The organism is Streptomyces sp. NPDC028289, assembly GCF_055565975.1.
This window is the reverse complement of the sequence record NZ_JBVHTI010000005.1, coordinates 15321-30344: the sequence shown is the minus strand read 5'-3', so window position 1 is coordinate 30344 and position 15024 is coordinate 15321. Positions and strand designations below refer to the sequence as shown.

The 15024-nt window shown below is 71.5% G+C and carries 13 protein-coding genes, 2 tRNA genes and 1 riboswitch; of the genes, 6 read left to right on the top strand and 9 right to left on the bottom strand.

Translation table 11 applies throughout. The features are described 5' to 3' along the window. Nucleotides 1-82 precede the first annotated feature (82 nt). Nucleotides 83-1609, top strand: coding sequence for an amino acid permease (locus ACZ4UV_RS24850; protein ID WP_451019363.1), 1527 nt, complete (start codon nt 83-85; stop codon nt 1607-1609). A 109-nt stretch (nt 1610-1718) separates the two neighbouring features. Further along, a tRNA-Lys gene (locus ACZ4UV_RS24845) sits at nt 1719-1791 on the top strand. 83 nt (nt 1792-1874) lie between these two features. Here ACZ4UV_RS24845 and ACZ4UV_RS24840 read toward each other — a convergent pair. From ACZ4UV_RS24840 to ACZ4UV_RS24820, 5 genes are all read right to left on the bottom strand, one after another. Continuing rightward, entirely contained in the window at nt 1875-2438 is a 564-nt protein-coding gene (locus ACZ4UV_RS24840) for a hypothetical protein (RefSeq protein ID WP_451019364.1), read from the bottom strand. 600 nt (nt 2439-3038) lie between these two features. Then, nucleotides 3039-3386: a hypothetical protein gene (locus ACZ4UV_RS24835; protein ID WP_467840788.1), complete on the bottom strand. Its 348-nt coding sequence runs from the start codon at nt 3384-3386 to the stop codon at nt 3039-3041. 32 nt (nt 3387-3418) lie between these two features. Further along, nucleotides 3419-3766 (bottom strand): O-methyltransferase, encoded by a 348-nt coding sequence (locus ACZ4UV_RS24830; RefSeq protein ID WP_451019366.1) that lies wholly within the window; start codon nt 3764-3766, stop codon nt 3419-3421. Between the two features lie 74 nt (nt 3767-3840). Then, nucleotides 3841-4482 carry a GTP cyclohydrolase II gene (locus ACZ4UV_RS24825; protein WP_390043523.1) on the bottom strand — a complete coding sequence of 214 codons (642 nt, stop codon included), beginning with the start codon at nt 4480-4482 and terminating at the stop codon, nt 3841-3843. A gap of 152 nt (nt 4483-4634) precedes the next feature. Beyond that, nucleotides 4635-5159, bottom strand: a complete 525-nt coding sequence (locus tag ACZ4UV_RS24820; protein ID WP_390043521.1) for a MarR family winged helix-turn-helix transcriptional regulator — start codon at nt 5157-5159, stop codon at nt 4635-4637. Nucleotides 5160-5298: 139 nt separating this feature from the next. On the opposite strand from ACZ4UV_RS24820, the gene ACZ4UV_RS24815 reads away from it, so the two are divergent. From ACZ4UV_RS24815 to ACZ4UV_RS24800, 4 genes are all read left to right on the top strand, one after another. Then, on the top strand, nt 5299-6429 hold the full coding sequence (locus tag ACZ4UV_RS24815) for a dihydrofolate reductase family protein (RefSeq protein ID WP_467840784.1): 1131 nt from the start codon (nt 5299-5301) through the stop codon (nt 6427-6429). 138 nt (nt 6430-6567) lie between these two features. Next, a tRNA-Met gene (locus ACZ4UV_RS24810) sits at nt 6568-6641 on the top strand. Nucleotides 6642-6966: 325 nt separating this feature from the next. Next, nucleotides 6967-7125: riboswitch (cyclic di-AMP (ydaO/yuaA leader) on the top strand. A 9-nt stretch (nt 7126-7134) separates the two neighbouring features. Next, a complete protein-coding gene (locus ACZ4UV_RS24805; RefSeq protein ID WP_451023210.1) occupies nt 7135-8169 on the top strand; it encodes a M23 family metallopeptidase in 1035 nt (344 codons plus the stop codon). Nucleotides 8170-8343: 174 nt separating this feature from the next. Continuing rightward, entirely contained in the window at nt 8344-9306 is a 963-nt protein-coding gene (locus ACZ4UV_RS24800; RefSeq protein WP_467840780.1) for an aldo/keto reductase, read from the top strand. 295 nt (nt 9307-9601) lie between these two features. Here the strand turns inward: ACZ4UV_RS24800 and ACZ4UV_RS24795 are convergent, their stop codons facing one another. The 4 genes from ACZ4UV_RS24795 to ACZ4UV_RS24780 all read right to left on the bottom strand — a co-directional run bounded on the left by ACZ4UV_RS24795 (nt 9602) and on the right by ACZ4UV_RS24780 (nt 14719). Continuing rightward, nucleotides 9602-10945 carry a PrsW family intramembrane metalloprotease gene (locus tag ACZ4UV_RS24795; protein ID WP_467840777.1) on the bottom strand — a complete coding sequence of 448 codons (1344 nt, stop codon included), beginning with the start codon at nt 10943-10945 and terminating at the stop codon, nt 9602-9604. A gap of 10 nt (nt 10946-10955) precedes the next feature. Further along, nucleotides 10956-11852, bottom strand: a complete 897-nt coding sequence (gene trmB, locus ACZ4UV_RS24790) for a tRNA (guanosine(46)-N7)-methyltransferase TrmB (RefSeq protein WP_451023044.1) — start codon at nt 11850-11852, stop codon at nt 10956-10958. Nucleotides 11853-11893: 41 nt separating this feature from the next. After that, nucleotides 11894-13114: an L-2-hydroxyglutarate oxidase gene (gene lhgO / locus ACZ4UV_RS24785; protein ID WP_390043973.1), complete on the bottom strand. Its 1221-nt coding sequence runs from the start codon at nt 13112-13114 to the stop codon at nt 11894-11896. Nucleotides 13115-13294: 180 nt separating this feature from the next. Then, nucleotides 13295-14719: an MFS transporter gene (locus tag ACZ4UV_RS24780; protein WP_467840774.1), complete on the bottom strand. Its 1425-nt coding sequence runs from the start codon at nt 14717-14719 to the stop codon at nt 13295-13297. Nucleotides 14720-15024: the final 305 nt, after the last annotated feature.

Here is a 15024-nt window from a genome sequence, read left to right as displayed (position 1 = left end):
GGTCTGTTTCATGGCCGTTCCAGACTGTTTTCGGCCAAGCTGTGACGCATGTCACGCCCCCGGTGAGGGAATCGCTGGGGGCATGACAGATGACGCGACAGCCAAGTCGCCCTCGGGCGCCCTCTCCGACGAGGAACGGCTGGCACAGCTCGGCTACACCCAGGTCCTGGCCCGCCGTATGTCGGCCTTCTCGAACTACGCGGTCTCCTTCACGATCATCTCGGTCCTCTCCGGCTGTCTCACCCTCTACCTCTTCGGCATGATCACCGGCGGTCCGGCCGTGATCACCTGGGGCTGGGTGGCCGTGGGCCTGATGACCCTCTTCGTAGGCCTCTCGATGGCCGAGATCTGTTCGGCCTACCCCACCTCCGCCGGCCTCTACTTCTGGGCCCACCGGCTGGCCCCGCCCCGCAGCGCGGCGGCCTGGGCGTGGTTCACCGGCTGGTTCAACGTGCTGGGCCAGGTGGCGGTGACCGCGGGCATCGACTTCGGCGCCGCGTCCTTCCTCGGCGCGTACCTGAACCTGCAGTTCGACTTCAAGGTCACGCCGGGCCGGACGATCCTCCTCTTCGCGGGCATCCTCGTCCTGCACGGCCTCCTCAACACCTTCGGCGTCCGCATGGTCGCGATCCTCAACAGCGTCAGCGTGTGGTGGCACGTGCTGGGTGTCGCGGTCATCGTCGGCGCGCTGACCTTCGTCCCCGACCACCACCAGTCGGCCTCCTTCGTCTTCACGAAGTTCGTGAACGAGACCGGCTGGAGCAGCGGCCCGTACGTCGTCCTCCTGGGCCTGCTGATGGCGCAGTACACCTTCACCGGGTACGACGCCTCGGCGCACATGACCGAGGAGACGCACGACGCGGCGACGGCGGGCCCGAAGGGCATCGTCCGCTCCATCTGGACGTCGTGGATAGCGGGCTTCGTCCTCCTCCTCGGCTTCACGTTCGCGATCCAGTCGTACGACAAGGAGCTGACGTCCCCGACCGGCGCACCCCCGGCCCAGATCCTCCTGGACGCGCTCGGCGCCACCACCGGCAAGCTCCTGCTCCTCGTCGTCATCGGTGCCCAGCTCTTCTGCGGCATGGCGTCGGTCACCGCCAACAGCCGCATGATCTACGCCTTCTCCCGCGACGGCGCCCTGCCGTTCTCCCGCGTCTGGCACACGGTCAGCCCGCGCACCCGCACCCCGGTGGCGGCGGTCTGGCTCGCCGCGCTCTCCGCTCTCGCCCTGGGCCTCCCCTACCTGATCAACTACACGGCCTACGCCGCCGTGACCTCGATCGCGGTGATCGGCCTGTACGTGGCGTACGTGATCCCGACGCTGCTGCGGGTGCGCAAGGGAGACGCGTTCGAGCGAGGCCCCTGGCACCTGGGCCGCTGGTCGCTGGTCATCGGCGTGATCTCGGTGACGTGGGTCGTCGTCATCACCGTCCTGTTCATGCTCCCGCAGGTCTCCCCGGTCACCTGGAAGTCCTTCAACTACGCCCCGGTCGCCGTCCTGGCCGTCCTCGGCTTCGCCGCGATCTGGTGGCAGGCCTCCGCCCGCCACTGGTTCCTCAACCCGGACAGAGCGCGTTCGGAGGACTCCGCCAAACTGGTCGATCTCTGACCCACCGGACCACGCCCGTCCCACTTCTGCCACACGACGCGGCCACGACCCCGATACCCGATCGGCCAGACGCCTCCGTCCGGCTATGCTCGGGTAGGCAACATCGCCTGGGCCGTTAGCTCAATTGGCAGAGCAGTGGACTTTTAATCCATTGGTTGTGGGTTCGAGTCCCACACGGCCTACGGACGCGGGGGAGGGCAAACCCCTTCTGACCTGCATCGCAGCGCTCGGGTTGGCTTCGGCCGGCTCGGGCGCTGCGGCGTTGTCACCGCCAGCCGCCGGTGAAGTCGCTGCTCAGTTGGGAGTGGCAGACGGTGTAGCCGCCCGAGGCGTGCGCGTTCTTCGTCTTCCCGTCGACGGTGACCGAGCATGTGATGTCCCCGGACCCCTGAAGCTGTGCCATCACGCTGACGTACAGGGCGTCCTTCTTCAGCGGCAGCGTCGCCTCGAACCTGCCGTTCTTGAAGGTGCCCTTGCGGGTGTCGGTGTCGGAGCCGTACGTGATGTCGAGGCCGCCGAGGACGCCGGCCGGGGCGGAGCCCCACACCTTGAAGACGACGGTCTCCGCGACCGCGTCGTCCTTCGGGTCGCCGTCGGCCTTCTCGGCGCTGCTCCTGCCCGCGGCGGCGGTGCCGGTCTTCGTGGCCGACGGCGTCGCAGCGGCCTTGACGCCTCCGGAGCCGCCGACCGCCGCGCCGACCGCGGCGATCACCACGAACAGGCCGATCAGGCCGAGACAGCCCAGGCCCACGATCTTGCCTGGGCCGGGCTTCTTCTTCGGCGGCTGCCACTGGAACGGCGGGGTGCCGTAGGGCTGCTGGTCGTTCATGGGTCCCCCTGGGTGTCTTGTCACTGGATGCGAGGTGTGTGACTTGTGGGGGGTGCTGTGCGGTTGCCGTCACGCGGTGGGATTCACCAGAACGTGGGTACGGGGCCGAGCGTCGGCCGTGCGCCGACCCCGGCGGAACGGTCAATGCCCGGTGATGCGGCGGTCTGTGCGGCCCTCGCATTGATCAAAGCCGGTGCAAACGTTCGGCGCGTCCGCGGACCGGCGCCGTCCCGTCGGTGCCCGCCCTTCCCAACCTGGCCTGATCTCCCCTCAGTTCCAGCGAACACATGACTGGATCTCACGGGTCGGACGCGTCGAACGCCGGCGCCTTCAGTGGCCGGGGGGAGAAAACGCGTTCATGGGACGCAGACATCCGCTGGTGGCGTCCGCAGGTCTGGCGGTGCTGCTCGTCGGCTGCCTGGGGTCGGGGGCCGCGCACGCGGGCCCCGACGCCGGTGCGGCGCTGTACGCCGACGACGCGGCCGCCGGCTGCAGCGACACCGGTCCCGGTTCGGCGGCGGAGCCCTTCTGCCAGATCCAGCCGGCCGCGGACGCCGCGGCTCCCGGGGACACGGTCCGGATCGCCGGGAACGACGCGGCCTACGCGCCGGTGACCATCCGGTCCAAGGGCACCGCGGACGCGCCCGTCAGGTTCGTCGCCGCGGCCGGCGACGGCTCGCCCACGTCACCGTCCGGGGCAAGGGCGTCGCGGCGGTCACGTTCGACGGTGCCCAGTACGTCGACATGGCCGCGGTCCGGGTCGGAGGGGCCAGGACGACCGCCCTGGCCGTCACGGGCTCGCAGCACATCACCTACCGCGACGCCTACAACGGGGAGCACCTCCACCCCGGTCAGCACCCCGTCGCCCACCTCGTGCAGGTCGACGGCGAACTCCGCTGCCGAGGAGAGCAGTTCGCGGCACTCGGCCACCTGGTCCCGGTGGCTCACCGCGTTGTCGACGGCGAGGATGCCGTACGGCTTCAGGACGCGTCGGGGGTGTCGGCGAGGATCTCGGCGCCGTCGCCGTGGCGGACGTCCGCGTACTCCCGGACTCCCGCCCGCTCCAGGTTGGCCGGCGCCGCGGTGGCGCGGTCGGCGTCGACGTCCACGGTCGTCAGGCGGCCGCCGGTGTCGCGGAGGGCGTCGGCGAACCAGATCGCCGAGTAGCCGCTGGAGGTGCCGATCTCCAGGACGGACGTGGCGCGCCGGGACCGGATCAGCGTCGAGGTCAGCCGGGCCGCGTCCGGGGCATGTTGCGGAGCCTCGGCAGCCGGTCGGCCGGCGGGCCGACGTGTGCCGCCCTTCCTGGTGGAGGCCGTCGAGTACACGCGCCGGCTGGTCGTCCATGGAGGCTCCCCTCGTCGGTGTGCCCGTAGTTGCCGGCACACCGCGTCCGCGGCGCTCAGCCCGCGTTGAGCTCCGTCAGCTCGGCCAGGGGCAGCGTGTGCTGGGTGTGCAGGACCTTCGCGCGCAGGTAGCGGACGTTGTGGGCGGTGCTGAAGACGCCGGTCGGGACGCGGTCGCGGACGGTGACGCCGAGGCCGCGCAACTGCTCCGCCTTGTCGGGGTTGTTGGAGAGCAGGTCCAGGTCGGTGATGCCGAGGGCGGCCAGCATCTGGGCGGCGGCGGTGTAGTCGCGGGCGTCCTCGGGCAGGCCGAGGGCGGCGTTCGCCTCGTAGGTGTCGAGGCCCTGGTCCTGGAGGGCGTAGGCGTCGAGCTTGTTGTAGAGCCCGATGCCGCGGCCCTCCTGGCGCAGGTAGAGCAGGACGCCGCCGCGCTCGGCGATGCGCTCGACGGCCTCGCGCAGCTGGGGCCCGCAGTCGCAGCGGGCCGAGCCGAAGACGTCGCCCGTCAGGCACTCGGAGTGCAGGCGCACCAGCGGGAGGGTGCCGGGGGCGGGCTCGCCCAGGACGACGGCGACGTGCTCCTGGCCGTCGGTCAGGCCATGGAACGTGACGAGTTCGGCGTTGACGCTGTAGCCGTCGTTGAAGCGCAGCGGGACCCGGACGCGGGCGCGCTGGGTGGCGGCGGGGAAGTCGGTCATCGGGCTCTCCAGTGTCCGGGTGCAGGACGGCGGTCCCGGTACGGGACGTCGCGGGCGTCTGCTTCAGATTTGAAGCAGATCCACGGCTGGAACCCTACCTCATGCTTTAAATTTGAAGCAACAGATTTCCGTACGGTTTCGGGAAATCGAGTTCACGATCCGGAACAGGGGGACGACCGCCGCCGCCACGGCAGCTCGTCCGGCGTCGGCCGCGGGGTCGACTCGTCGCCCTCCAGCGCCCGCGCGATCACGGAGCTGATCTCCTCCAGCTGCTCCACCTGCTCGGCGGAGAGGTGGTCGAAGACCGCCGCCCGTACCGTCTCCACGTGGCCCGGCGCCGTGCGCTCCAGCACCGCCATGCCCTCGTCCGTCAGGATGGCGAAGCTGCTCCGCTTGTCCCACTGGCAGTCCTCGCGGCGGATCAGCCCGTCCTTCTCCAGCCGGGTCACGGCGTACGTCAGCCGGCTCCGCGTGATCTTCGACTTCTCGGCGAGATCGGTCATGCGCAGCTTGCGCTCCGGCGCCTCGGAGAGGTTGGCCAGGATGCCGTAGTACAGGTGCGGCATGCCGGCGTCCTGCTGGAGCTGCCGGTCGATCGCGTCCTCCAGGAGGTGCGTCGCCGCCATGTAGGCGCGCCAGGCGCGCTGCTCCTTCGGAGTGAGCCAGCGAGTCGTCATGCGACCAGTGTAGGTTTGTTTCAAACTTTAACCAAGCGTCCGTGTCAGAGCGGTCGGTCCGATCCCGGTCAGCCGGTTCGCCGCCCGACCGGTCAGGCAGCCAGTCAGCCAGCCCGCCCGCCGAGAGTGAGCGCGTCCGATGCCGTACCCCTACGTCCTGCTGTCCGCCGCCGTCTCCCTCGACGGCTTCCTCGACGACACCGGCCCCGACCGGCTCCTGCTCTCCTCCCCCGCCGACTTCGACCGCGTCGACGAGGTACGGGCCTCCGTCGACGCCATCCTGATCGGCGCCGGCACCATCCGCGCGGACAACCCGCGGCTTCTGGTCAACTCCCCGGAGCGGCGCGCGGCCCGGACCGCCGCCGGCCGGCCCGAGTACCCCCTCAAGGTCACGGTCACGGCGACCGGCGACCTCGACCCGGACGCGAAGTTCTGGCACACCGGCGGCGAGAAGATCGTCTACACGACGGACGAGGGGGTACGGCGGGCCCGTGCCCTCGGGATCGCCGCCGACGTCGTCTCCCTCGGCGCCGACCTCGACTGGCGGCTGCTCCTGGAGCACCTGCACGACGTACGGGGCGTACGGCGCCTGATGGTCGAAGGCGGCGGCACCGTCCACACCCAGCTCCTCCAGCAGGGCCTGGCCGACGAGCTCCAGCTGGTCCTGGCCCCCCTCTTCGTCGGCGACCCGAAGGCGCCGCGGTTGTTCGGTCCCGGCGGGTACCAGGCCGGGCGGCTGCGGCTCCTGGAGACCCGCCGGATCGAGGACGTCGTCCTCATGCGCTACGAGCCCACGGCCCCCGGCACGGGCGGGTCGGTGTCCGCCGCGGACCGGCACTGGCTGCGGCTCGCCTGCGAACTGGCGGCCGAGTGCCCGCCCTCCCGGACCGCGTTCAGTGTGGGCGCGGTCGTCGTCGCGGCCGACGGCACGGAGCTGGCCCGCGGCCACTCCCGGGAGGCCGGCGACCCCGTGGTCCACGCGGAGGAGGCGGCCCTGGCGAAGATCCCCGCGGACGACCCCCGGCTGGCCGCGGCCACGGTCTACACCAGCCTCGAACCCTGCACCCACCGCGCCTCCCGCCCGCACCCCTGCGCCGAGCTGATCCTCCGGGCCGGGGTACGACGGGTGGTGACGGCGTGGCGCGAACCGGACACGTTCGTGGCGGCGGCCGACGGGACGGGGGCGCTGCGGGAGGCGGGGGTGGAGGTGCTGGTGCTCGGGGAGTACGAGGGGGAGGCGAAGGCGCCCAACGCGCATCTGCTCGGCTGAGCGGGTTGGGGCGCGGTTTGCGGGTGCGGGTGCGTGGGGGTTGCCCGCGGTCAGGGACCTCCCCGCAGCCCCGTCGGCCTCGTGAGACTTAACCCGTGTGACTTCCCCTCTTCGGATGGCGTATGCTGGTGTCACCGACGCGGGGTGGAGCAGCTCGGTAGCTCGCTGGGCTCATAACCCAGAGGTCGCAGGTTCAAATCCTGTCCCCGCTACTGAAACCCAGGGCCGGAATCCGAGATTCAAGGATTCCGGCCCTGAGTCGTATCCAGATCCTGAGACGGCCCTGAGCGGGGCGCGGTCACGTTCGGTGTCCGGACGACCGCCCTGTGCATAACAACTGAGTCACCATCAAAACCTGTGTGACTCCTGAGCTGAGCGGCGCGCACCGTCGACTCGACCGTTTTTGACCGGTCGTGGCAGGTAAGTCCAAGCTTTGAAAGCTTAATGATCAAGGCGAACAGCTTGGAATCTGATAGCCGGGTCTATTAACGTTCGATAACGCAGCGCGGTCGTCCCAGCCGTCACCCGAGACGGCTCCGTGCGCACGCGCCGAATCCCGCAAGGGAACCGGGGAACCACCACCTTGGGGTGAATCGCACGGCTACCGCCGGGTACGAAACGGCCGGTATACGCGCGTAGGAGACCTTCCCGCTCCGAACCCGTCAGCTAACCCGGTAGGCGGCGGAAGGAAAGGAGTGCGCCCGCGTGGCGTCCAACCCGCCTGCTCCGACAGCCCCGTTCGTGCCCAGCCAGCGTCAGCCCGACACCTTCGGCTACGGCGGCTACCGCATCGACGAGGGCCCCTTCGAGGAGTGGAACCCCACCGAGGAGTCCCTCTCCGCGGTACGCGGCCGGCACCGGGTCGCCAAGCAGAAGGGCGGCGGGCTCGCCCGCAGCTCCACGGTTCTCGGCGTCGGCGTCATAGCCGCCGTCGGCGCGGGCGGCATGGCCAGCGCCAACACCGGCAAGCCGCCGGTCTCCATCTCGCTGCCCGACCTCCCGTCCTCCGTCAGCTCGCTGCTCGGCGAGGACGGCGGCCACCAGGCCACCCGGACCGCGCTCAGCAGCGTCACGACGACCGCCACCGACGCGGACTCCTCCTCGTCCGACGCCGGTGAGGCGCTGCGCAGCCGGATCATCGCCCAGGCCGCGCAGCAGCAGAACCAGCTCGACACCAAGGCCAGCGCCAAGGCCGTCGCCGCCGCCGACCAGGCGGTCGCCGCAGCCGAGGCCAAGGCGGAGAAGGCGGCCGCCGCCAAGGCCGCCGACGCCAAGGAGAAGGCCGAGGCCTCCGCGAAGGAGAAGGCCGAGCAGGCCCGCCTCGCCGCGCTGGCCAAGCAGTACACGCTGCCCGTCGTCTCGTACACGATCACCGGCACCTTCGGCCAGGCCGGCTCCATGTGGTCCTCCGGCTACCACACCGGCCTCGACTTCGCCGCGCCCACCGGCACGCTGATCAAGGCCGTGCACAGCGGCACGGTCACCGAGGCGGGCTGGGCCGGCTCCTACGGCTACCGGACGATCATCACCCTCGACGACGGCACCGAGCTGTGGTTCTGCCACCAGTCCTCGATCGGCGTCAAGGTCGGCCAGAAGGTCGCCACCGGCGACGTCATCGGCCGCGTGGGCGCCACCGGAAACGTCACCGGCCCGCACCTCCACCTGGAGGTCCACCCGAACGGCCAGGCCACCGCCATCGACCCGATGACCTGGCTGCGGGGCAAGGGCCTCAACCCCTGAACCTGGCTCCGGCCAGAACCCGGACCTCACCGACCGGCCCCCGGCGGCCCTGACGACAACCCCCGGCGTCAGGGCCGCCGGGCTGCCCGCCACGCCTCGCGGAGGCGGTCGCCTTTACAAGAACTTCGTGTTGCGTCGGCATGGGGTGCCCGGCGACGCGTGTTGAAGTCAGGCATGAGTGCTTCTTCCGCTTCCCCCTCCCTCCGCAAGCTCGGCGCCTCCGACCTGGAGGTCTTCCCGCTCGCCCTCGGCGGCAACGTCTTCGGCTGGACCGCCGACGAGGCCACCTCCTTCGCCGTCCTCGACGCGTACGCCGCCGCGGGCGGCAACTTCGTCGACACCGCCGACTCGTACACGGCGTGGATCGAGGGCAACAAGGGCGGCGAGTCCGAGACGATCATCGGCAAGTGGGTCAAGGCGCGCGGCAACCGCGACGACGTCGTCATCGCGACGAAGGTCAGCCAGCACCCCGAGTACCCGGGCCTGTCCGCCGCCAACATCAAGGCCGCCGCCGACGCGTCCCTGCGCCGTCTCGGCACCGACCACATCGATCTGTACTACACGCACTTCGACAAGCCCGAGATCCCGGTCGAGGAGATCATCGGCGCGCTGGACGAGCTGGTGCGGGCGGGCAAGGTCCGGCACATCGCCGCGTCCAACATCACGCCGGAGCGGCTCCAGGAGTCCCTGGACTTCTCCGACCGCGAGGGCCTCGCCCGGTACGTCGCCCTCCAGCCCCACTACAACCTGGTCTCCCGCGACACCTACGAGGGCCCCCTCCAGGACCTGGCCTCCCGCACCGGCCTCGCGGCCGTCCCCTACTTCTCGCTGGCCGCCGGCTTCCTCACCGGCAAGTACCGCCCCGGTACGACGGTCGACAGCGCGCGAGCCGGCCGAGCCGCCCAGTACGCCGAGTCGGAGCGCGGCCAGAAGGTCCTGGCGGCCCTGGACGAGATCGCAGCGGCCCACGAGGCCCCGATCCCCACGGTCGCCCTGGCCTGGCTGGCTGCCCAGCCCACCATCACGGCCCCGATCGCCTCGGCCCGCACACTGGAGCAACTCCCGCCCCTGCTGGCCGTGGCGGACCTGAACCTGACGGACGAGGAACTGACGAAGCTGACAACGGCTTCCGCCTGACGGCCGCCTGCCCCCGGCTCCTCCGGTCCACCCTTCCGCCGCAACGGTGCTCGGCCACGACGGTCGAAGTCGGCGGGGCCGGGCAGGCCGGTACCCGCCGTCGGAACGCCGGCCCGTCGCGGAGCACAGCGCCGTCGTGGGCCGGTCGCGCAGTTCCTCCCCCCAGCCTTCGGCCGGGGGTACCCCCAGCGCCCCCCAGGGGGTTGCAGTCCGGTTCGTATGCGTGTCCGCCGCAACGGCGCTCAGCCGGCACGGCGCATCCCGGCGGTGCCGAGCCGGCCGCGACCCCGAAGCGCTAACTCCGGTACGGGTTGTAGGCGGGATACGGCATCGCCGCCCCGTAGGCCGACGGCACGTAACCGGTGTACCCCGGCCATGCGCCCGGCGCGGCCGTCCGCGCCGCGTACTCCAGGGCCGGCCGCACCAGCTCCCGTCGGCTCCACAGCTCCGTGAGGAGCTCCCGCTCCCGCGCCATGAAGTCGGCCCCGGCCCGACCCCGCTGCCCCCGGCGCCGCAGCAGCGCCAGCGCCGTCGCGTACCCCTCGTACTCGGTGACCGCCCGCCCCGCCGCCTTCCCGAAGTGGTACGCGGCGTACTCCCGGGCCATCTGCCGCGCCCGCATCGACCCGAGCACGAACGGCTCCGCCGCCCCCAGCCACCCCGCGTAGACGTACGCCGGCAGCTCCTCCCGTACCGTTCGCAGCTCACGCTGCCGCGTCCAGACGGCCAGCCAGGTCAGCAGCCCGAACGCCGGCACCATGAACATGCCGTACACGGCGAAGAACCCGTACTGCCCGAACGTCGAGGACCCGTTCCAGAACGCGTGCATGGTCATCGCGAGCAGCAGCCCGGCCACCGGCACCAGCACGCGCCGCGCCCGCTGCCGCTCCCCGGAGAGCGCGGCGATGCCGAAGCCGATGCCGGTGAGGACGGTGAAGAGCGGATGCGCGAACGGGGACAGCACGACGCGCACGAAGAACGTCGCGGCGGTGACGGAGGCGATCCCGCTGTCCCCGGTCAGCTGGTCGGTCCCGAAGGCCGTACCGAGGTAGAGGATGTTCTCGGTGAACGCGAACCCGGTGGCGGTGACCCCGGCTATCACCACCCCGTCGACGATCCCGGTGAAGTCCCGTCGGCGGAAGAGGAACACGAGGAGCACGGCCGCCGCCTTCGCCGACTCCTCGACGACCGGCGCTATCACGGTCGCCCCGAGCGTGTCCGCGCCGCTCGGGTCCGCGGTCGCCGTCGCGATCCATCTCGTCGCGAAACTGTTGGCGACGATGGCTATCAGCGCGGCCGCGCAGGCGCCCCAGGCGAAGGCGAACAGCACGTTCCGCCAGGGGCCGGGCTGCACCCGGTCCAGCCACCGGAACGCGCCCACGAGCAGCGGTACGGGCAGCACGGCGAGCCCCAGACCCACCAGGAACCCCTCCGTCCCCGTCTGCTCCCGCACCAGCGCGAGGATCACCAGGCCGGAGAGGGCGAGCAGCGTGCCCAGCGCCCCGTACCGCACCCAGCGCCGCTGCCACCAGCGGGGATGCCGCAGGCCGCCGCCGACGGCGTCCGGCGGATACGACGGCTGCGGTGGCTGTGACGGGTACTGCGGGTACGGCGAGTACGGCGGCGGAGAGGTGGCCACGGCATCGACCCTAACGAGGTGACTCCTGACGGTGCTGCTCGCTCTGCGGCACCCGGTGCTGTACGCGACGGAAGAGCAGATCGTTCACCACATGTCCCTTGTCCAGTCCCTGACCCTCGAAACGGGTCAGCGGCCGGTGCGCCGGACGTGGCGCGAAACCGCCGTCGTCCTGCGTGTTCTCGAACTCCGGGTGGGCGTCGAGCACTTCGAGCATCTGCTCGGCGTACGGCTCCCAGTCGGTCGCGCAGTGCACGATCGCCCCGGGCCGCAGCCGGGTCGCGGCGAGATCCAGGAACTCCGGCTGGATCAGCCGCCGCTTGTGGTGCCGCTTCTTCGGCCACGGGTCCGGGAAGTACACACGCAGCCCGTCCAGCGAGTCCGGCGTCAGCATCTCCCGGAGCAGGATGATCGCGTCGCCGTTCCCGACGCGGACGTTGGACAGCCCGTTCTGGTCGGCGAGGTTGAGCAGGTTCCCCTGGCCAGGTGTGTGCACGTCGACGGCGAGGATGTTGACGCCGGGCTCCTCGGCGGCCATCTGCGCGGTCGCCTCGCCCATCCCGAACCCGATCTCCAGCACCACCGGGGCGTCGTTGCCGAACAGCTCGCCGAGGTCGATGACCCGCTGCCCGTCGATGTCCAGGCCCCACTTGGGCCAGAGCCGCTGCAGCGCGTCGGCCTGCCCGGCGGTGACCCGGCTGCGGCGCGGCTGGAAGCTGCGGATCCGCCGCTCGAAGTGCGACCCGGCCGGATCGGCCTTGGGCCCGTCCGGGAACCGCGGCTCCCCCTTGGCCCGGGTGTGCCGGACGGACATCCCCGGGGCGTGGTCGGGGTGCGCACCGGGGACGTGCTCGGCGGGGCCGGTCTCGGCGGGCCGGGGGGCTTCGGGGGCATTGCGGGAGTCAGACACAGTGCGTCGATTTTACGGCCCCCGCCAGGCGGCCGACGGGGTCACACCGAGCCCAGCGTCTCCAGCGCCCTGCGGGCCACCTCCCGCCCGATCGGCAGCGAGGCGGTCGCCGCGGGCGAGGGTGCGTTCAGCACGTGGACCGCGCGCGGCCCCTCCTTGATCAGGAAGTCGTCGACGAGCGTCCCGTCCCGCAGCACGGCCTGCGCCCGCACCCCCGCGGCCGCCCGCACCAGGTCCCCCTCCTCCGCGGCGGGCAGCAGCCGCCGTACGGCCTTCGTGAACGCCTTCTTCGACACCGACCGGAGCAGCTCCCCGCCCCCGTACCGCCAGTGCCGCCGCGCCAGCGCCCAGGCCCCCGGCCAGGCCAGCGTCCCGGCGATCTCCCGCGGCCGTACGACGTCCCACCCGTACCCCTCCCGGGCCAGCGCCGGCACCGCGTTGGGCCCGATGTGCACGCCTCCGTCGATCCCGCGGGTGAGATGCACCCCGAGGAACGGGAACGCCGGGTCCGGCACCGGGTACACCAGCCCGCGCACCAGCTCCGGCCGCGCCAGCTCGTAGTACTCCCCGCGGAACGGCACGATCCGCATCCCCGGCTCGTCCCCGGTCAGCCGGGCGACCTCGTCGCAGTACAGCCCCGCGCAGTTGACCAGCACGCGCGCGCGTACGACGTCCCCGCGCGAGGTGAGCACGGCCACGCCCCGCTCCGGGCGCCGGTCCACGCGGACCACCCGGGCGCCGTACCGGATCTCCGCCCCCGAGGCCTCTCCGAGCTGCCGGGCGACGCCCACGAAGTCGGCCACCCCGGTCGTCCCGACGTGTATGGCGGCGAGCCCCCGCACCTCGGGCTCGTACTCCCCGATCTGCGCGGCCCCGAGCTCCCGCACCGGTATGCCGTTCTCCCGGCCGCGCTGCACGAGCGCGTGCAGCCGGGGCAGCTCCGCCCGCTCGGTGGCGACGATCAGCTTGCCGGTGACGGCGTGCGCGATGCCGTACTCCGCGCAGAACTTGACCATCTCCGCGCCGCCCTTGACGGCGTACCGCGCCTTCAGCGACCCGGGCCGGTAGTAGACCCCGCTGTGGATGACCCCGCTGTTCCGCCCCGTCTGGTGCCTCGCCGGCCCGGCCTCCTTCTCCAGCACGGTGACCCGGGTCCCGGGCGCGGCACGGGTGACCGCATACGCGGTCGACAGCCCGACGATCCCACCCCCGACCACGAGCACGTCACAGTCGTAAGCAATCCCGGCCCGCACCTGCACCACCTCCCACGCTCGATAGTGCACTGCGCCACTGACATCACTTTGAAACGTGCCCGAGGAGAGCGCCCCGAAAGGGGCGCTGGGGGTACCCCCGGCCGAAGGCTGGGGGAGGAACTGCGTGAGCAACCACAGTCCACCCGCACCCGCCCTGTGGCATGAACCCGGCAGACGCCTAGGCGACTCTCACGCCGGCGCCATGAGTAGCGGCCGTGCCCGCTCCCGCAGCTCCACCACCCTCGGCTCGTCCCCGTACGGCTCCAGCCGGTGCAGCAGATCCTTCACGTACTCCGTCGTCCGCGCGGACGATATCCGCCCGGCCACCTCCACGGCCCGCACCCCCTGCTCGCAGGCCGCGTCGAGGTTGCCCGACTCCAGTTCGGCGACGGCCGAGACCACCAGCCGCAGTCCGTGCGACCGCACGAACTCCTCGGTCGGCTTGGAAAGGGCCTGTTCCGTGAAGCGCCGCACCTGGCGCGGGGCCTTCAGGTCCCGGTAGCACTCGGCCGCGTCCGCGGCGAACCGGTCGTAGCCGTAGAAACCGAGCCAGGAGGGATCGTTGTCCCCCTCCCGCGCCCGCTCCAGCCAGCCCTCCGCCGCCTTCAGCGCGGCCCCCGCCGCCTGCGCGTCACCGGCACGCGCGTGTGCCCGTGCCTCGACCAGCCGGAAGAAGCTCATGGTCCGCGCGGTCGCCAGCCCACGGTTGCGCTCCACGGCGGCCTGCGCGAGGTCGACGCCCTCGTCGCCGAAGCCCCGGTACGTCGCCTGCAGGGACATCGATGCCAGGACATACCCGCCGAGCGGTACGTCGGCCGCCGCGCGGGCGAGCCGCAGCGCCTGGATGTAGTACCGCTGCGCCGCCTCCTGCTGTCCGGTGTCGAAGGCCATCCACCCGGCCAGCCGCGTCAGTTCGGCACTCGCCCCGAACAGCGCCCGCCCGACTTCGTCGGAGTACGCGCCGAGCAGCAGCGGTGCCGCCTCCACCCGTAAACACTCCGGCACCATCGACGACCGCCAGTCGCCCCCGCCGTACTTGGAGTCCCAGCGCCTGGCGTCCTCGGCGGCCTCCCGCAGCTTCTGCACGTCGCTGTGGCCGACTTTGAGCGGTGCGCCCGAACCGTCCGCGGTGTTCGCCTCGCGCGCGACCGAACTGTCGGCGGGGGTTATCAGCCAACGCGAGGCGGGCGTTGCGTATGCGCTCACTGCGAACGAACCGGCCAGCGACTGCCAGATGCCGCCGGAACCGGCCCGGCGGCCGGCGAGGTCGAGGCGGTACAGCTCGGTCGCCGACCGCACCGCCTGTCCGACGTCCCTGGGGAAGGCGAGGCCCACTTCGGGGGCGGGATCCGCGTCTGCCAGGCCGATCTCGTGGAGCGGCACCGGGCGGCCGAGCTTCTGGCCTATCGCGGCGGCGATGAGGTGTGGCGCGGCGCCCTGCGGCACCATGCCCTTCGACACCCAGCGCGCCACCGACGTCTTGTCGTAGCGAAGAGTCAACCCGCGTTGAGCGCCAAGATCGTTGACGCGTCGCGCGAGTCCTGCGTTGCTGATTCCCGCGAGGGCGAGAACGGCGCCGAGCTTTTCGTTCGGCCCGCGTTGCTCCCTGGACATGCGCCACCCCTCGACACAGACGGCTGCCGCGCTGGCATAACCACGCGGCATTCGTAAACCCAGCGTAGTTCGCCGCATCCCAAGCGTTAAGGGGCATTGTTCCGGATGGCGGGATTGTGGTCCGTACGCGAGTGCGGCCCATATACGCACCGTGCACGACCTGTCGCGACGTGCCCCCGCCGTGTGGCCGTGCGCCCGTCCGTGCGCTCTTCTCCGGCCAACTGGGGAGCGGTTCCATGGCTGATGCGTGGGTCGGCCCGCTGTACTGGATCCAGTGGGCTGGGGGACACCGCCACCTTCATCCC